At 69.0% G+C, this 16748-nt stretch carries 17 protein-coding genes; 9 read left to right on the top strand and 8 right to left on the bottom strand.

The window, feature by feature from the left end; translation table 11 throughout:
* The first annotated feature begins 6 nt into the window (after positions 1-6).
* Positions 7-1452: a Na+/H+ antiporter NhaC family protein gene (locus MST3598_RS16135; RefSeq protein ID WP_029259447.1), complete on the top strand. Its 1446-nt coding sequence runs from the start codon at positions 7-9 to the stop codon at positions 1450-1452.
* A 31-nt stretch (positions 1453-1483) separates the two neighbouring features.
* On the opposite strand, the gene MST3598_RS16130 is transcribed toward MST3598_RS16135, so the two are convergent.
* Together MST3598_RS16130 and MST3598_RS16125 are read right to left on the bottom strand one after the other, a co-directional pair.
* Positions 1484-1783, bottom strand: coding sequence for a hypothetical protein (locus MST3598_RS16130; RefSeq protein WP_029259448.1), 300 nt, complete (start codon positions 1781-1783; stop codon positions 1484-1486).
* 19 nt (positions 1784-1802) lie between these two features.
* Positions 1803-3071: an Nramp family divalent metal transporter gene (locus tag MST3598_RS16125; RefSeq protein WP_029259449.1), complete on the bottom strand. Its 1269-nt coding sequence runs from the start codon at positions 3069-3071 to the stop codon at positions 1803-1805.
* Between the two features lie 151 nt (positions 3072-3222).
* Between MST3598_RS16125 and MST3598_RS16120 the strand changes: the two genes are divergently transcribed.
* Positions 3223-3903 carry a TrmH family RNA methyltransferase gene (locus MST3598_RS16120; protein ID WP_029259450.1) on the top strand — a complete coding sequence of 227 codons (681 nt, stop codon included), beginning with the start codon at positions 3223-3225 and terminating at the stop codon, positions 3901-3903.
* 27 nt (positions 3904-3930) lie between these two features.
* Here MST3598_RS16120 and MST3598_RS16115 read toward each other — a convergent pair whose 3' ends face one another.
* Positions 3931-4308 (bottom strand): hypothetical protein, encoded by a 378-nt coding sequence (locus tag MST3598_RS16115; protein ID WP_096359719.1) that lies wholly within the window; start codon positions 4306-4308, stop codon positions 3931-3933.
* Between the two features lie 140 nt (positions 4309-4448).
* Positions 4449-5771: an MATE family efflux transporter gene (locus MST3598_RS16110; protein WP_096359640.1), complete on the bottom strand. Its 1323-nt coding sequence runs from the start codon at positions 5769-5771 to the stop codon at positions 4449-4451.
* A gap of 106 nt (positions 5772-5877) precedes the next feature.
* On the opposite strand from MST3598_RS16110, the gene MST3598_RS16105 reads away from it, so the two are divergent.
* Positions 5878-6429: a J-domain-containing protein gene (locus MST3598_RS16105; RefSeq protein ID WP_029258561.1), complete on the top strand. Its 552-nt coding sequence runs from the start codon at positions 5878-5880 to the stop codon at positions 6427-6429.
* Positions 6430-6500: 71 nt separating this feature from the next.
* Here the strand turns inward: MST3598_RS16105 and MST3598_RS16100 are convergent, their stop codons facing one another.
* Both MST3598_RS16100 and MST3598_RS16095 read right to left on the bottom strand, forming a co-directional pair.
* Positions 6501-7007 carry a DoxX family membrane protein gene (locus tag MST3598_RS16100; RefSeq protein WP_051668161.1) on the bottom strand — a complete coding sequence of 169 codons (507 nt, stop codon included), beginning with the start codon at positions 7005-7007 and terminating at the stop codon, positions 6501-6503.
* The gene (locus MST3598_RS16095; protein WP_029258559.1) at positions 7004-7459 is read right to left on the bottom strand and encodes a DM13 domain-containing protein; all 456 of its coding nucleotides are present in this window, start codon (positions 7457-7459) and stop codon (positions 7004-7006) included. Before MST3598_RS16095 ends, MST3598_RS16100 begins: the two co-directional genes overlap by 4 nt.
* 167 nt (positions 7460-7626) lie before the next feature.
* On the opposite strand from MST3598_RS16095, the gene MST3598_RS16090 reads away from it, so the two are divergent.
* The 5 genes from MST3598_RS16090 (at position 7627) to MST3598_RS16070 (ending at position 12958) form a co-directional block, all read left to right on the top strand.
* Positions 7627-8325 carry a response regulator transcription factor gene (locus MST3598_RS16090; protein WP_029258558.1) on the top strand — a complete coding sequence of 233 codons (699 nt, stop codon included), beginning with the start codon at positions 7627-7629 and terminating at the stop codon, positions 8323-8325.
* A gap of 2 nt (positions 8326-8327) precedes the next feature.
* Positions 8328-9476, top strand: a complete 1149-nt coding sequence (locus MST3598_RS16085) for a sensor histidine kinase (protein ID WP_029258557.1) — start codon at positions 8328-8330, stop codon at positions 9474-9476.
* A gap of 10 nt (positions 9477-9486) precedes the next feature.
* A complete protein-coding gene (locus MST3598_RS16080; RefSeq protein WP_029258555.1) occupies positions 9487-11451 on the top strand; it encodes a M13 family metallopeptidase in 1965 nt (654 codons plus the stop codon).
* A gap of 110 nt (positions 11452-11561) precedes the next feature.
* Positions 11562-12527 (top strand): serine hydrolase, encoded by a 966-nt coding sequence (locus tag MST3598_RS16075; protein WP_029258554.1) that lies wholly within the window; start codon positions 11562-11564, stop codon positions 12525-12527.
* A 29-nt stretch (positions 12528-12556) separates the two neighbouring features.
* A complete protein-coding gene (locus tag MST3598_RS16070) occupies positions 12557-12958 on the top strand; it encodes a hypothetical protein (protein ID WP_029258553.1) in 402 nt (133 codons plus the stop codon).
* Positions 12959-12976: 18 nt separating this feature from the next.
* Here the strand turns inward: MST3598_RS16070 and MST3598_RS16065 are convergent, their stop codons facing one another.
* Positions 12977-14416 carry an MFS transporter gene (locus tag MST3598_RS16065; RefSeq protein ID WP_081859788.1) on the bottom strand — a complete coding sequence of 480 codons (1440 nt, stop codon included), beginning with the start codon at positions 14414-14416 and terminating at the stop codon, positions 12977-12979.
* Between the two features lie 100 nt (positions 14417-14516).
* Here MST3598_RS16065 and MST3598_RS16060 point away from each other — a divergent pair, with 100 nt between their 5' ends.
* A complete protein-coding gene (locus tag MST3598_RS16060) occupies positions 14517-15206 on the top strand; it encodes a GNAT family N-acetyltransferase (RefSeq protein WP_029258551.1) in 690 nt (229 codons plus the stop codon).
* 40 nt (positions 15207-15246) lie between these two features.
* Here MST3598_RS16060 and MST3598_RS16055 read toward each other — a convergent pair whose 3' ends face one another.
* Positions 15247-16716 (bottom strand): peptide MFS transporter, encoded by a 1470-nt coding sequence (locus MST3598_RS16055; RefSeq protein ID WP_029258550.1) that lies wholly within the window; start codon positions 16714-16716, stop codon positions 15247-15249.
* Positions 16717-16748 lie beyond the last annotated feature (32 nt).

The raw sequence follows: 16748 nt of genomic DNA, 5'->3' as shown, positions 1-16748 counted from the left end.
ACTCCCATGCCTGAATTCGGCGCTCTCGCGCTCCTCCCGATCGTGGTGATCCTGATCGTCGCGGTCGCCACCAGACGCACCCTCTTCGCCCTGTTCTGCGGCACCGTCGCCGGGGCACTGATCCTCGGCGGCTGGGGCGGCTTCGACGTCTGGGTCGAATACACCGGAAAAGCCCTCTCCAACGAGACGGCGCAGTGGCTGCTGCTGATCGTCGCGCTGTTCGGCATCCTGATGATGCTGTTCGAGAAGTCCGGCATCGTGACCGACTTCGCGAACTGGGCCGAGCGGTTCGTCACCTCCCGCCGCAAGTCGATGGTGCTGACGTTCCTGTTGTCGGTCGTGTTGTTCGTCGACGACTACCTGAACGTGCTCACCACGGGCACGTCGATGAAGCAGGTCACCGACCGCTACCGGGTGCCGCGCACGCAGCTCGGCGCGATCATGAAGATGACGGCCGCGCCGATCGCCGTCCTGATCCCGGTCTCGACGTGGGCGCTGTTCTTCTCCGGACTGTTCGAGGCGCAGGGGGTCACGGTCGGAGGCACCGGGTTCGGTGCCTACCTGCAGGCGATCCCCTTCATCTTCTTCGGCTGGGCGGCTCTCGCCGTCGCGCTTCTCATGAGCATCGGCTGGCTTCCGAAGCTCGGCGCGATCAAGCGTGACGCGATCCGGGCGGAGCGGGACGGCGACGTCTTCCCCGTCGGCACCACCGACGACGAGCGACGGGCCGAAGGCGCGGCGCTCCTGGCCGAGCTGAAGGCCGACGACCCCGACGGCTCGACCGCGCAGCGTGTCGCGACGGCGCTCGCGACCTCGACCGAGACCGACCGCAAGCCGCAGCCGTGGGGCTTCCTGATCGCCATGGCCGTGCTCGTCGGAGTGACGATCGCGACGAACGCCAACGTCGTCGCCGGCACCGCCGCGTCTCTCGCCGTGACGATCGTGATCGTGCTCGTGCAGCGCCGACTCCGCATCCGTGGGGTGCTGGATGCCGCGCTCGAGGGCATCGAGAGCATGCTGTTCGTGATGATCCTGACGGTCCTCGCGTTCATGGTGCAGGAGATGAACATCACCCTGCAGCTGGCCGAGTTCGTGATCCAGGTCACCGAGCCCGTGCTCACCCCGGCGCTGCTGCCGGCGATCGTGTTCGCGGTGTGCGGCATCTATGCGTACGCGACCGGGTCGTTCTGGGATCTCGCCGCGGTGATCACCCCGGTCGTGCTCCCGCTGGCGCTCGCGCTCGGTGCCGATCCGATCCTCGCGGGCGCCGCGGTGTTCTCCGGGGCGGCGTTGGGCAGCACCACCTGCCTCTACGGCGACGGCATCATCCTCGCGTCGAGATCGATCGGCATCAAGCCGATCAACCTCATGCTCGCGATCCTGCCGTATGCGGGCATCGCTGCAGGGCTGTCGTTCGTGCTCTACCTCGTGACGGGTTTCGTCACGGCGTAGGCGGGACGAGTCGGTTCGCGACGGCGAGGAGTCAGTTCGCGACGGCGACGAGGATGCCGAACGCGGCCTGGCCGGCGAAGAACAGCACGAGGAATCCGAGGAGGGCGGCGGCCAGCGAGAGTCGGCCGTCGAACCCCTCGACCTCGGCCATGCCGATCTTGCGGGCCCGGAAGGCCAGTACGAGCGTGGCGACTCCCAAGGCGAGCTGCACCCACGGACTGCCGAACCCGATGACCGTCGGGAACGCGATCAGCAGGCCGCCGATGACGCCGGTCGCGAAGCCGATCCAGGTGAGGATGCGGACGTTGCGACGGGCGTTCTCGGCAGACATGCTTCGAGCCTATCCGGGCTCACGCTCCCGTCAGCACCAGCCAGAGCAGGGCGCCGTTGAGCGCGATCAGCAACACGGAGGCGATGACCCCCGCAGCCGTCGTCCATCGCCGGTTGACCCAGGCCCCCAGGGTGCGTCGTTGCGCGGTGAGCACGACCAGGGGGATCAGCGCGAACGGGATGCCGAAGGAGAGCACCACCTGGCTGAGGACCAGCGCGAGGGTGGGGTCGAAGCCGATGCCGAGGATCACGAGCGCGGGGATCAGCGTCACGAGGCGCCGGGCGAGCAGCGGGATGCGCACATGCAGCAGTCCGTGCATGATCTCCGCCCCCGCGTAAGCGCCCACCGAGGTCGATGCCAGTCCCGAGGCGAGCAGTCCCACGGCGAAGAACGTGGCCACCACCGGTCCGAGTCCGGCGGCGAGAGCGGCATGTGCGCCCTCCAGCAAGTCGGTGCCCTCGACGCCGGCGAGGTTCGCGGCGGCGAGCAGCAGGATGCAGAGGTTGACGGATCCCGCGATCACCATGGCGATGGAGACATCCCATCGGGTGGCGGTGAGCAGTCGGCGGATGCGCGAGGTCTCGGTGCGCGCCGCCTCGTCGCCGGCGTGAGAGGTCGAGGCGCCGAAGCGATCGCGGGCGAGTGAGGAGTGCGCGTAGATCGCATGCGGCATGATCGTCGCGCCGAGGATCGACGCGGCCAGCAGGACCGAGCCCGTGTCCTCGAAACGGGGGACCATCCCGCCGATGACCCCCGCCGGGTCCGGCGGGGCGACGAACACTCCCGCGACGAATCCGATCGTGATGATCGCCATGAGGCCGATGATCACGAACTCGAACGGACGGGCACCGCGCCGGCTCTGCACCGTGAGCAGGATCATCGAGACGGCACCCGTGATCAGGCCGCCGAGCAGCAGCGGCACGTCGAACAGGAGGTTCAGGGCGACCGCGCCGCCGATGACCTCGGCCAGGTCGGTGGCCATCGCGACGAGCTCGGCCTGCAGCCAGTATGCGCGGCGTGCCCATGGACGCTTCAGCCGCGCCCCCAGCACCTCGGGAAGGCTCTGCCCGGTGACGACGCCCAGCTTCGCGGAGAGGTACTGGATCAGCCACGCCATCACGTTGCCAGCGAGCACGACCCACACCAGCAGGTATCCGTACTGGGCTCCTGCGGTCATGTTGCTGGCGACGTTGCCGGGGTCGAGGTAGGCGACGCCCGCCACGAGGGCGGGGCCCAGCAACCACAGGCTGCGAGGGGCGCGGGCGGGGGGTGTGGCAGCAGTCGTCATCGGGACAGGGGAATTTTTAGGCACACCGAAACCGTAGCGTATTTTTCGGTGTGCCTAAATATTCTTCGAATCGCGTGAATCGCTGCATACGCGCCCGGAGGGAGCCTGTTGCGCGATTCGAACGGGGATACGAGGGCGATAGCCTGGCGGGATGGAAGACGCCGGGCCGGACAGCACGCTCCCCGATGCCCCCGCCGACGCGGTGAGGACCGGGTCGATCGCTCAACCCGGCTACGGCGTCGGGCCCTGGCCCGGCGGCGAGGAGGCCTGGCCCGAAGGTGCGGAGTACGACCGGGAGCTGTTGGCCACCGGCGACACCCGCAACGTGATCGACCGCTACCGCTACTGGCGCATGGACGCGATCGTCGCCGACCTCGACACCCAGCGACACCCGTTCCACGTCGCGATCGAGAACTGGCAGCACGACATGAACATCGGGTCGATCGTGCGCAGCGCCAACGCGTTCCTCGCCGACACCGTGCACATCATCGGCCGCCGCCGCTGGAACAAGCGCGGGGCGATGGTCACCGACCGCTACCAGCACGTCGTGCATCACGAAGACGTCGACACGTTCGCCGCATGGGCCGCGGCCGAAGGGGTTCCGATCATCGCGGTCGACAACGTCGACGGCGCAGTGCCCGTCGACAGGGCCGACCTACCTCAGCGTTGTGTGCTGCTGTTCGGCCAGGAGGGCCCGGGGCTCTCCGCCGAAGCGCTCGCCGCCGCTTCCGCCCACATCGAGATCACGCAGTACGGCTCGACGCGCTCGATCAACGCCAGTGCCGCGGCGGCCGTGATCATGTACGAGTGGTGCCGGAGATACGCGGCCTGACCCTCGCCATCTCGACAGTGCCCGGCGTCACCCGCGGTCGATGCCGAAGAGATGACGGTAGATCGCGTTGACGTCGCGATCGAGGTGGTCCATGCGCTCATGCACCGTCCGGATCTCCGTGCGCACGCCGGCGAACTCGCTGCCCGTCTCCGTGCGTACGCTCGCGAACTCGTTTCCCATCTCTGTCCGCACGCTCGCGAACTCGTTTCGCATCTCGGTCCGCACGCTCGCGAACTCGTTCCGCATCTCGGTCCGCACGCTCGCGAACTCGTTCCGCATCTCCGTGCGCACGCCGTCGAACCCGTTCTGCATCGTGCGCAGGAACATCGTCGAGATCAGTGTGATGGTGCCGAACATCCCCGCGGCGAAGACGCCGATCAGTGTCCAGACCTGTGGTTCGGTCATCCCCAGCATCCCTTCAGTGTCCCCCGATCATCGTTGAGGGCGCCAGGGGCAGGCGACGTAGTATTCCGCGGATTCCAGCGGTTGTGAAGAAGTCGCGATCGTCGATGTCCGTGCAGGAACAGCCGGACGCGGCGGCGGCGTCAGACAGTGGCCGAAAGCCAGCGACCGGACCGCACCCGCCACCCCAGGGTGCCGAGGCGTGCGAGCAGGTAGACGCCGAAGAAGGCGACCGCGAGCCAGACGAGACCGGCGGTGCCATCGACCCCGGTGGCGGCGACGATCCAGAGCGCGGGCAGGAACGGCACCAGGTTCAGACCACCGGCGATCGCCAGGTATCGGGCGTCGTTCGCGCCCATCAGCACGCCGTCGAGCACGAAGACGACGCCGGCGATCGGCTGGGCCACGGCGAGCACGAGCAGTGCCGGCTGCACGAGCGCTGCGATCTCCGCCGATCCGGTGAAGACGATGCCGAGCACGCCCGAGAGCGCGGCGATCAGCCCGCCGACGGCCACGCCGAACCAGGCGCCCCACGCGACGGTGCGGGCCAGCACACGGTGCACCTGCTGCTCGTCCCCGGCTCCGAACTCCTTGCCGATGAGGGCCTGGGCCGCGATCGCGAGTGCATCGAGGGCGAAGGCGGCCGCGGAGAAGATCGTGAAGACGATCTGCCACCCGGCCAGCTCGTCGGTGCCGATGCCGGTGGCGACGCCGACGGTCGCGAGCAGTGCGACGCGCAGGCTCACGGTGCGCAGGAACAGCCAGCCGCCCGACGTCGCGGTGTTGCGCATGCCTGCGCCCTGTGCGCGCAGCGAGGCGCTGTGCCGGGTGGCGAGGCGGCGCACCACCAGCACGTAGGCGGCGACCATTCCCCACTGCGCGGTCACGGTGCCCGCCGCAGAACCCGCGATGCCCCAGCCGAGTCCGTAGATGAACAGCCAGTTGAGCAGGGCGTTGGCCCCGAATCCGAGCCCCGCGATCCACAGCGGCGTCATCGTGTCCTGCATGCCGCGCAGCAGACCGGTCGCGGCGAACACGATGAGCATCGCCGGCAAGCCCCACATCGAGATCACGAGGTACTCGTTCGCCTGCGCGGAAACGGCTTCGCTCGCCCCGAACAGCGAGACCAACCAGGGGGAGGACACGGCGCCGATCACCGCGAGCACGGCGCCGAGACCGAGCGCCAGCCACATGCCGTTGACGCCGACGGAGACGGCCTCGCCGGGCTGTCCCGCCCCGAAGCGGCGAGCGACCGCCGGGGTCGTCGAGTAGGCCAGGAACACCATCAGTCCGACGATCGTCTGGAGTACAGCCCCCGCGATGCCGAGCCCGGCGAGCGGAGTGGTCCCGAGATGCCCGACGAGCGCGGCATCCACGATCAGGAAGGCGGGCTCCGCGATCAGTGCGCCGAGCGCGGGGACGGCGAGCCGCAGGATCTCTCGATTGAGGGAGGCGCGCGCGGTCATCCTCCGAGCCTATGACCTGGGGTCGACCTCACCGGCTGCGGGCCCGATCCGGGCGGTGGCGGTCGTCGTAGGGTGGAGGGGAGCTCGGATGCCACGGAGGTGCATCATGACGGATCCCAGAGAAGCGGCCGCACGATATCTCGCGAGCAGACAGCACGGCGAGAGCGTGGACGGCGACGAGGAGTCGGGCACGCCGCCCGGGATCGCCGCGGCGGTCGATCGTGCCGCATTCATCGAGACGGCCATCCAGGTGGCGATCCGCCGGGGGGAGTTCGACGACCTTCCCGGTGCGGGCAAGCCTCTCGAAGGACTCGGCACCCATCACGACCCGGACTGGTGGATCCGTCGCAAGATCGAGACCGAGAACCTCACCGGTCTCGGTCCGCCGGCGATCCTGCTGCGCACCGAGGATCGGGAGCTGGACGATCAGCTCGACCTGCTGGGGCGCGAGTCCGATGTGCGCGACGTCCTCGAGGACTTCAATCGGCGAGTGCGGGAAGCGCGCCGCCAGCTGCAGGGCGGCCCTCCCGTGGTCACCTCGCCGCGTGACGTCGACGCCGAGGTGGCCGCCTGGGCCGCGCGTCGGGCGGCGCGCCCGAAGGCCGCGCCCGCCGAGCAGCCGCGACGCCGCCGGTTCTCCCTGCGACGCCGCGGCTGATACGGATGCGACCGGGCCCCCACCCGGCCGCACCCGCGTCCCCGTTTGAACGGTCGGGCTCTGCCGACGCTTCAGGCCTCCCACAGACCGGAAGTCGCAGCAGTCGCTTCGGTCGCTTCGGTCGATTCGCGCCGACGAGCGCGCAGCCATCCGTCCATCCCGAATCGTCCGGAGACGGTGAGGAGGAGCACGACTGCGGAGAGCACGACCATCGCCGGGTACTGGGCGATCAGCTGGTCCGCGCTCCAATAGAGCATGAGCGTCCCGATCGACAGGAAAGCCGCGATCCTGGTCAGGAATCCCGCGACCAGCAGCACGCCGAGAGCGACCTCGAGAGCGGGCATCACCACACCGAACACACCGGGCGCCATGCCCATGAACGACGCGAGCGGCTCGAAGAACCACGGCACCCGAGGGTTCCCCTCCGTGCTCTGCGCCACCAGCTCGATGTCGGCCGCTCCGAATCCGGCCCGGTACTTCAGGATGCCCTCGATCAGCCAGAGCACCCCGACCGCCACCCTGGCCCCGGCGCCGAGCAGCGAGAGGGTGAGGACGCCTGCGGGTCGCGATCCGATCATGAGAGCTCGGCTGCTCCGAACACGGCCTTCGCCTTGTCGCAGTGGATCACGACGTAGGAGTACTCCGAGGTGTCGACGCCGTCGAGCGTGAAGGTCTGGGTGGCGGTGTCGAACGAGACGGCATCCACGAGCATGCCCGCAGAGACGGCGGCCTCATCGGTGCCGTTCGTGAGGTAGACGTGCAGATCGGGGCCTTCATCTGACGAGAAGCCGGACAGGGCGATCTCGTCGTCGGTCACGGTGACGGTGCCCGACACCTTCTTGTCGTTCAGGCCCGCGAAGGTGCCCGTCTTCTCGGCCATGTCCATCTTCGTGGACGAGGTGCCGGAGTCGGCGCTCTGCGACGCCGAAGACGAGGGCTTGGCGTCTTCCGTCGCAGCCGGCGAGCTGCACGCCGACAGGGCCAGGGCGAGGGTGAGGGCCGCGGTGGCGGCGAGAGCGATCTTGCGCATGAGATTCTCCAGTTCACTGTGTGTGCGACTCTGTGCCCGGAGCGACGGATGCCGCGGCGGATCGCACTTCGATGAACGCTACGAACGCGCAGACGCCGGTGGAGAAGACCTTTCAAGACTGTAAGGAACCGGCCGGGGGCGTGCATCGCGCGACTAGTGTCGACCCCATGCAGGAGCCAGCCGAGGTCGTCGTGGTCGAAGACGACCCCACGGTCAGGGAGGCGGTGGGCGCCTATCTGCGAGCCCACGGCTACGCGGTCTCCAGCTTCGGCGACGGTGTCTCGGCGCGGACGGCGCTGCGCGGGAGCATCCCGGACGTGGTGATCGTCGACCGGATGCTCCCGGGCATCAGCGGTGATGAGCTGTGCCGTGATCTGCGCTCGTTCTCGGACGTGCCCATCATGCTTCTCACCGCTCTCGGACAGGTGGAGGACCGCATCGAGGGCTTCGAGTTCGGCGTCGACGACTATCTCGCGAAGCCGTTCTCGCTGCGGGAACTGCTCATGCGCGTCGGTGCGCTGGTACGGCGCTCGCAGGTGACGCAGGCCGCGGTCGGCGAGGTGCGTGCCGGCGTGTTCGCGATCGATCCGCTCCGTCGGCGCGTGTGGGTGCGCGGCGAGGAGATCGCCCTCACCGGTCGTGAGTACGACCTGCTGCACTTCCTGGTGCGCAACGAGGGGCGCCCGCTCGGTCGCGAGGAGATCCTCCGCGAAGCCTGGGGCTGGAGCTTCGGCGAGGCCTCGACCGTCACCGTGCACGTGCGCCGGCTGCGGGAGAAGATCGAGGTGGATCCGCGAGACCCCGTCCACCTGCGCACGGAGTGGGGAGTCGGATACCGTTTCTCGGCAGAGGGAGATCGCTCGTGATCATGCTCGCCGGGGCCGATGTGCTGCTGATCGTGATGACGTGCCTGCTCGTGGCCGTGTGCGTCGCGGCGCTCACGCTCGCCGTGCTGCGAGTGCTGCGCCGTCGCTCTGTCCGCGCGCAGTTGATGCTGGTCGCGAGCGCGGGGGTCGTCACGATGGCGGCCTCGGTCGTCGCGATCTCGCTGGAGATGTACATCTCGACGCACGACCTGACCGTGCTCCTCGTGGTGATCGGGGTGTCCCTTGTCCTCGGGATCACGACTGCCTGGGTGGTGGCCAGGGCGATGCGGTCGTCGTTCGACCGTCTGTCGGCATCGCTCGACGAGGTGGGCCGCGGAGGCGTGATCGTCGCCGAGCAGGGAGGATCGCGCGAGCTGGACGATCTGTCGGTACGGCTCGCCGAGGTGTCGGCGAAGGTGGATGCCGCGAATGCCGAGCTGGAGCGGCTGGACTCGGCGCGACGGCGGTTCTTCGCCTGGATCTCGCACGATCTGCGCACGCCCCTGACGGCGGTCCGTGCGCTCGCCGAGTCGATCGAAGACGGCGCGGCCGATGCTCCGGAGCGCTTCGCCGGGCAGGTGCGGGTGCAGGTGGAGACGATGAGCCGCATGGTGGACGACCTGTTCGAGCTGTCGACGCTGACCTCGGGAGCCGTGCAGCTGCAGACCCAGCAGGTCGAGCTGCTCGACGTGGTCTCAGATGCGGTCGCCGACGTCGCGGCCGCCGCAGATCGCCACGGCGTGCGCATCGTCGAGCGCGGCGTGGGCGGTCACGTGCTCTGGGCGGACCCGCATCAGCTCGGACGGATCGTCGTCAACCTGCTGACCAACGCGATCCGGCATGCGCCGCGCGGTACGGACATCGTCATCTCGGCCACCGAGGTCGAGCGGAACCGCCTCGTGCTCGGCATCCTCGATCACGGCGCGGGTGTCGCGGTGGAGGATCTCGACCGCATGTTCGACGTCGGCTGGCGCGAGGACGCGGCCCGCACGGCCCCGATCGACCAGGACGGCGTGGCTTCCGGAGCCGGTCTCGGGCTCTCGATCGCGCGCGGCCTGGCGCGTGCGCACGGCGGAGAGGTCTTCGCCGAGCGGACCGACGAGGGGTTCCGCATGAACGTGCTCCTGCCGTTCGGGGGAGGCGGGTCATAGGCTGGAGCGCATGACTGACGTTCTTCCCGTGGGCCTCGCCCTTGATGAGTTCAGCTCCGACATCCGCCCGCAGGACGACCTCTATCGTCACGTGAACGGGGCGTGGCTCGCCCGCACCGAGATCCCGGGCGACAAGGCGCGCTGGGGCTCGTTCCACCTCCTCGCCGAGCAGGCGGAGAAAGACGTGCGCGCGATCATCGAGGAGTCGCAGGACGCCGAGGAAGGGACCCTCGCCCGCAAGATCGGCGATCTGTTCGCGAGCTTCATGGACACCGAGCGCATCGATGCCGCCGGGGTGACGCCGCTGGCCGAGACCCTCGCCGAGATCGACGCGATCGACGGCATCCCCTCGTTCCTGCGCACCGTCGGCGCCTACGACCGCGACGGCCGTGCATCGGTCATCGGCCTGTACGTCGACGGCGACCCGGGCAACCCCGAGCGCTACCTTCCGGTGCTCGTGCAGGCGGGTCTGTCGCTGCCGGACGAGAGCTACTTCCGCCTCGACACGTTCGCCGCCACCCGGACCGCCTACCGTGCACACCTCGAGCGGCTGCTCGGCCTGGCCGGCGTCGCCGACGCCGCGACGAACGCCGACCGTGCGATCGCGCTCGAGACCGAGCTCGCCGGGCACCACTGGGACAACGTGCGCAGCCGTGACGCCGTGGCCACCTACAACCTCAAGACGTGGGACGAACTGCAGGCGCTCGCCGGGGTGGACCTGACCCCGTGGCGCGAGGCGGTCTCGCCGTCGAACCCGGCGGCCTTCGATGAGGTCGTGGTCTCGCAGCCCAGCTTCTTCGAGGGGCTCGGCTCGCTGCTGACGCCCGAGCGCCTCGACGACTGGAAGGCGTGGCTGCGTGCGAAGGTCGTGCACGCGGCGGCTCCGTACCTGACCGACGACCTCGTGCAGGAGAACTTCTCGTTCTACGGCACCGAGCTCACCGGCGTCCCCACCATGCGCGAGCGCTGGAAGCGCGGCGTCTCGCTCACCGAGGGCGCGCTCGGCGAGGCGATCGGCAAGGTCTACGTCGAGCGGCACTACCCGCCGACGGCGAAGGCCGCGATGGACGAGCTGGTCGCGCACCTCATCGAGGCGTATCGCCAGAGCATCACCGAGCTCGAGTGGATGACGGCCGAGACCCGGGAGCGCGCGCTCGCCAAGCTCGACTCGTTCACCCCGAAGATCGGACACCCCGAGGTGTGGCGCGACTACTCGAGCCTCGAGATCGATCGGGCCGACCTGTTCGGCAACGTGCGTCGCGCATCGATCTTCGAGCACGACCGCCACGTCGACAAGGTCGGCAAGCCCATCGACCGCACCGAGTGGCACATGCCGCCGCAGATGGTCAACGCGTACTACAACCCGTCGATGAACGAGATCGTGTTCCCGGCTGCGATCCTGCAGTACCCGTTCTTCGACGCCGGTCGCGACGCCGCCGCGAACTACGGGGGCATCGGGGCGGTCATCGGTCACGAGATCGGCCACGGATTCGACGACCAGGGCAGCCGCTACGACGGCGACGGCCGGTTGCAGGACTGGTGGACGGATGCCGACCGCTCGGCTTTCGAGGAACGCACGAAGGCCCTGATCGCGCAGTACGACGCGCTCGTCCCCGAGGGGCTGGATGCCGAGCACCACGTGAACGGCGCGCTCACGATCGGCGAGAACATCGGCGACCTCGGCGGACTCGGCATCGCGTTGAAGGCCTACGAGCTGTCGTTGGACGGCGCGGAGGCCCCGGTCATCGACGGGTACACGGGCGTGCAGCGCCTGCTGCTGTCGTGGGCACAGGTGTGGCAGCAGAAGAGCCGGGATGCCGAGACGCTGCGCCTGCTGACGATCGACCCGCACTCGCCGAACGAGTTCCGCTGCAACCAGATCGTGCGCAACATCGACGCCTTCTACGAGGCGTTCGGAGTGAGCGAGACCGACGCCCTCTGGCTGCCCGCGGCATCGCGAGTGACCATCTGGTGACCAATCGTCGCACTCTGTGAAGCATCCCCCGGCGGTGGGGTTACGATAGCCCTGCCGCCGGGGAGCGTCTCCCCTCGGTATCCCGCACATCCACCCCCCTAAGGATCAGCGTGGGCGCTCTCGAGCCTGGTGAAGGCTTCCGCAACTCCTCGGCCCCCGAGTCCCTCGACGGCGCCCCGGAGGCATCCGGCGCGGGTCGCCGCTCCCAGCGCACCAGCCGTCGACTCCCGCGACGAGCCGCCGCCGGACGCCGGTCGTTCACGGCCACCCTCCGCTCGCTGGAGGGGCTGGTCGATGCCGGTGCGCAGGTCTCGGTGCACGTCGTCGACCTCGACAACCACGTGCACGTGCTTGCCGGCGACGACCACGTCACGATGCCGATCGCGGGCCTCGGCGTGGTGCCGCTCCTGATCGAGGTCGCTGCGGGCTTCCAGAGCGGTGCTCTCGATCCGTTCGAGATCGTCGAGCGCGAGAGTGTCGAGGCGGTGGAGACCTCGGGACTGTGGCGTCATCTGCATGCGCCGGCGCTGCCCCTCGAAGACCTCGCCGTGATGGCGGCGACCGCGGGAGATCCCATCGCGGTGAACGCGCTGCTGCAGCGGGTCGGACACGATCGGGTGCGCGAGCGCATCGAATCGCTCGGGCTGCGTCGCACCGCGCTGCTCGACCGCTTCCGCGACCGCCGCGGCCTCGACGACGCCCCGCAGGTCGCCGTGGGATCCGCGCGGGAGCTCGCCGGGCTCTTCTCCGCTCTGGTGAACTCGCAGGTGGTCGACGCCGCCGTCAGCGCGCAGGTGTCGGAGTGGCTGAGCCTCAACCAGGATCTGAGCCTGGTCGCAGCCTCCACGGGTCTCGACCCGTTCGCGCACGATCACGATGCGCACGGCCTCCTGTTCGTGAACAAGACCGGTCGCGATCGCGGAGTGCGCGCCGAGGCGGGTGTGCTCGCCGGTCCTCGCGCCGGGGTCGCCTATTCGCTCATCGTGTGCTTCGACGACCTCTCGATCACGCATCGCCTGCGTGCGCACGACGCCTTCCGGGTGCTCGGCGTCGAGCTCATGGAATACACGCACTGACCCAGGGGTCCCCTCGCTAGCATCGAGGGATGCCGCGATCTGACTGGACCCCGCACCGCCGTGACGACGGCGAGCTGCTCGGATGGATCCACCCCGATGGAGACGAGTGGGTGCCCGTCGACGTGCTCGGGCGACCCATCTCCGCTCCCGCGGAGTGGCTCGATGCCGAGGCTGCTCTCGAACAGCACGGCATCGCCTGGCTCGCCGATCCGTGGATGCTGGACGGCGAGGACGAGCGCCCGCTGCGGGTGCGCATCCTCGAGGTGACGCCCGACGAGCACGGTGCTCCGGGACGGATCGTGGTGAAGATCGACGACTTCGGCGATATGACCCGTCCAGCGACTACGCAGTTCATCCTGTCGTGGCCGATCCCGGACAGGCTGCGCCCACCGCGCGAGGACGACCCGGATCCGCGCACGATCGCGCGCTGAGGTGGATCGCTGACGGGCTCAGTCGGGCAGTGACGGATGCTGCTCCGCTGCGCGCTGCCTCGGGATGAAGAGCGACAGCACCACGGCGATCGCCCCCGCGGCGATCGCGAGCCAGAAGCACACCTCGAACGCGGCCCTGGTGGGAACGGCGACGCCGTCGATGTCCATGCTCATCGCGGCCAGGACGCCACCCATCACGGCTGAGGCTCCCGACGTTCCGATCGACCGGAACAGCGCGTTCAGCCCGTTCGACGCTCCGGTCTCGTTGGCGGGGACGGAACGCATGATGATCATCGGCATCGCGGCGAACGTGAAGCCGATCCCGACGCCGATCAGCAGGTTCGCGATGAGGACGTGCCACACCTCGCTCGACCACAGCAGCACGAACACGTAGGCGAGCACGATCGCGGTGGCGCCGACCGTGAACAGCGGGCGCGGACCGACCGTGCGCTCGAGCCAGCCCGAGAGCGGCGAGATCACCATCATCACCAGGCCTGCCGGCATGATCACGAGTGATGCGGCGACCATGTCGAGGCCGAAGCCGCCACCGGTGGCCGGCGCTTCGAGCATCTGCGGGAACGTCACGTTCGAGGCGAAGAGCGCGAAACCCATGCCGATCGCGGCGATGTTGGTGAACAGCACCGCCGGCCGCGCGGCGACGCGGAGATCGAGCAGAGGGTCCGTGGTGCGCAGCTGGTACCAGCCCCACACCAGGAGCACCGCGAGTCCGCCGATGATGCACGTGAGCGTCAGCGGTGAGGTCCAGCCCCACTGCGCGCCCCGCGAGACGAAGAGAAGGATGCCGGTGAGGCCGATCGCGAGGCCGATGGCGCCGATCACGTCGAGTCGGCCGGGGGAGCGCAGCACGTCCTCGGGGATCACCGCGATCACCAGCGCGAGGCCGACGGCACCGAGGGCGGCCGCGAGCCAGAAGAGCATGTGCCAGTCGGCGTTCTGGGCGAGGAGGGCGGCCACGGGCATGCCGATCGCCCCACCGACGCCCATCGTCGCGCTCATGAGGGCCACGGCGGTGCCGAGGCGCTCGGGTGGCAGCACGTCGCGCATGATCGCGATGCCGAGCGGCACGACGCCCGTCACCGCACCCTGGAGTGCGCGACCGATGATCACGCCGACGATCGAACCGGAGACCGCGGCGATCACGGAACCGAGGATCAGGATCGCGAGGAGTGCGATCACGACGCGGCGCTTGCCGTACATGTCTCCGAGGCGGCCCGAGATGGGGGTGGCGACCGCGGCGACGAGCAGGGTGATCGTGACGACCCACGTCGTGTCCTCGCGCGAGGCGTTCAGCAGTTGCGGCAGCTCGGCCTGCAGCGGCACGACCAGCGTGAACATGAACGACGAGCAGAGACCCGCGAAGGCGAGCACGGCGACGATCGCCCACTTGGGAGGGGTGCGGGAGAGCCGCTTCCTGGCTCTGTCGTCACTCGCACCCACCGGCTCAGGCTATCGGCGATCGAGCGGTGCGGGGTCGATCAGCGGATGCGATCCGCGCCTCCGATTCCTCGAACGGGCCGAGGAGGGGCAGACTGGGTGCGTGCGAACCATCCGTGATCTCGACACCGTTGAACTCATCCTCGACGCGCAGGGCCTGCTCGACTCCATCCGGGGTCCGCAGCGCGTGGTGGATGCCGGAACCCTGCGTGCCCTGCAGCAGTCGGGCAACTACGTCGTCGGCTTCTTCGACGGTGAGGGCGACGACGAGCGCATGGTGGGCGCCTCCATCGCCTTCTTCGGCGAGCCCGCGCGCCGTGCGATGCACTCGCACATCACCGCCCTGCTCCCCGAATACCGCGGTCGCGGTTGGGGTCGCGAGCTCAAGGAGCACCAGCGCCAGTGGGCGTTCTCCCGCGACGTCGGCCGCATCACGTGGGTGTTCGATCCGCTCGTGGCACGCAACGCGCACTTCTTCTTCACCGTGCTCGGCGCACGCGCGACCGGCTACTCGGTCAACCGCTACGGCATCTTCGGCGGCGGCGACGCGGGCGATGAGAGCGACCGCCTCGATGTCGAGTGGGCGCTCGCCGACATCGCCAAGCCTCCGGCCGACGACACGGTCGTGGAGACCCTCGAGATCCCGGCCGACATCGAGGCGCTGCGCGTCTCCGATCCTGCGGCCGCTCACGAGTGGCGCCTGCGCCTGCGTGCGCAGATGGAGGGTCTGCTCGGCAGCGGCCTCCGGATCGCCGGGTACGACACCGCGCGCGGCTACCTCTTCACGGCCTGAGAGGATCCGCTTCACCGCGTGATCTGCGGACGCGGAGCGCTCAGCGCACCCCGCGCATGAGCTTCAGCACGGGCTTCACGCTGAGCAGCAGCCCGATGCCGACCACGATGGCGATGCCGCCGAGGATCGAGAAGAAGGGCACCTCGTTCTCCGGGTCGTAGAACTGCACGAGCCAGCCGGAGATCGCCGTGCCCAGCGCGATCGACAGGAAGAACAGCGCGACCATCTGCGTGCGGAACACGGTCGGCGCGAGCTTGGTCGCCGCCGACAGGCCGACCGGCGAGATGAGCAGCTCGGCCACGGTGAACACGAAGAGGATCCCGACGATCGCGAGCAGCGGCGTGGAGTTCGCTCCTCCGCCGGCGAACGGCAGGAAGAGCAGGAACGCCGATCCCATGATGATCGCGGCCAGCGCGAACTTGACCGGGGTCGAGGGCTGTCGCTTCCCGAGCTTGGTCCAGATCGCCGCGAAGACGCCGGACAGGATGATGATGAACACCGGATTGATGGACTGCACCCACGACACGGGCATCTCCCATCCGAAGAGATTCCGGTCCAGGCGCTGGTCGGAGTAGATCGTCAGCACGGTGAACTGCTGCTGGTACAGCGACCAGAATGCGACGCTCGTGATGAACAGCGGCAGGAACGCCCATACTCGGGAGCGTTCGGTGGCGTCGATGCGACGGCTGCCGAGGATCACCGAGAAGTAGGCGACGGCGGCGACGATCGTGACGCCGATCACGAGGGTGGCGAGGTTGTCGGGCCGGATCACGCCGGTCAGCACCAGGACGGCGACGAGTACGACCGCGCCACCGGCGATGAGCCCGACCAGGAGGTAGCGGGACTTCGGGAGCGGGTTCGGCACCTCCCGCGCCGAGGCGGGCAGCGACGTGCGGCCGAACGCGTACTGGATGAGTCCCAGTGTCATCCCGATGGCCGCGAGCCCGAAGCCGTAGTGGAAGCCGAGCGAGGACTGCAGGATGCCGGTGAGGATCGGACCCAGGAAGGCGCCGAGGTTGATGCCGAGGTAGAACAGCGAGAACCCGGCATCCCGTCGCGGATCGTCGGCGCCGTAGAGACTGCCCACGACCGACGTCGCATTGGCCTTGAGTCCACCGGAGCCGAGTGCGACGAGCACCAGGCCGACGCCGACACCCACCGCTCCGGGGAGCAGGGCGAGGGCGAGGTGTCCCGCCACGATCACCATCGCGCTGACGAACAGCACCCGCTCCGCGCCGAACAGGCGATCCGCGAGCCACGCGCCCAGGATCGTCGAGAGGTAGACCGATCCTCCGTACGCGCCCACGATGCCGCCCGCGATCGCCTTGGGGATGCCGAGGCCGCCTTCGGTCAGCGAGAAGTACAGGTAGATGAGCAGGATGCCCTGCATGCCGTAGAAGCTGAAGCGCTCCCACATCTCCACGCCGAAGATGTGCACCAGGGCCCACGGTTGCCCGAAGAACCGGGTGTCGTCGTCGCGGGTCCGCGGTGTTCGCGCTGCAGTGCTCATCCCCAGGACGCTACTCCGGCGCAGCCGCCGGG

Origin of the sequence: Microbacterium sp. TPU 3598 (assembly GCF_002356155.1) — a bacterium.
Classification (GTDB): Bacteria; Actinomycetota; Actinomycetes; order Actinomycetales; family Microbacteriaceae; genus Microbacterium; species Microbacterium maritypicum_A.
This window is presented reverse-complemented; position numbering and strand designations above follow the sequence as displayed.

Bases quoted from the DNA above. Each gene is read 5' to 3' on its own strand.
- MST3598_RS16135 (WP_029259447.1), top strand. From the start codon at position 7: ATGCCTGAATTCGGCGCTCTCGCGCTCCTCCCGATCGTGGTGATCCTG.
- MST3598_RS16130 (WP_029259448.1), bottom strand. From the start codon at position 1,783: ATGTCTGCCGAGAACGCCCGTCGCAACGTCCGCATCCTCACCTGGATC.
- MST3598_RS16125 (WP_029259449.1), bottom strand. From the start codon at position 3,071: ATGACGACTGCTGCCACACCCCCCGCCCGCGCCCCTCGCAGCCTGTGG.
- MST3598_RS16120 (WP_029259450.1), top strand. From the start codon at position 3,223: ATGGAAGACGCCGGGCCGGACAGCACGCTCCCCGATGCCCCCGCCGAC.
- MST3598_RS16115 (WP_096359719.1), bottom strand. From the start codon at position 4,308: ATGACCGAACCACAGGTCTGGACACTGATCGGCGTCTTCGCCGCGGGG.
- MST3598_RS16110 (WP_096359640.1), bottom strand. From the start codon at position 5,771: ATGACCGCGCGCGCCTCCCTCAATCGAGAGATCCTGCGGCTCGCCGTC.
- MST3598_RS16105 (WP_029258561.1), top strand. From the start codon at position 5,878: ATGACGGATCCCAGAGAAGCGGCCGCACGATATCTCGCGAGCAGACAG.
- MST3598_RS16100 (WP_051668161.1), bottom strand. From the start codon at position 7,007: ATGATCGGATCGCGACCCGCAGGCGTCCTCACCCTCTCGCTGCTCGGC.
- MST3598_RS16095 (WP_029258559.1), bottom strand. From the start codon at position 7,459: ATGCGCAAGATCGCTCTCGCCGCCACCGCGGCCCTCACCCTCGCCCTG.
- MST3598_RS16090 (WP_029258558.1), top strand. From the start codon at position 7,627: ATGCAGGAGCCAGCCGAGGTCGTCGTGGTCGAAGACGACCCCACGGTC.
- MST3598_RS16085 (WP_029258557.1), top strand. From the start codon at position 8,328: ATGCTCGCCGGGGCCGATGTGCTGCTGATCGTGATGACGTGCCTGCTC.
- MST3598_RS16080 (WP_029258555.1), top strand. From the start codon at position 9,487: ATGACTGACGTTCTTCCCGTGGGCCTCGCCCTTGATGAGTTCAGCTCC.
- MST3598_RS16070 (WP_029258553.1), top strand. From the start codon at position 12,557: ATGCCGCGATCTGACTGGACCCCGCACCGCCGTGACGACGGCGAGCTG.
- MST3598_RS16055 (WP_029258550.1), bottom strand. From the start codon at position 16,716: ATGAGCACTGCAGCGCGAACACCGCGGACCCGCGACGACGACACCCGG.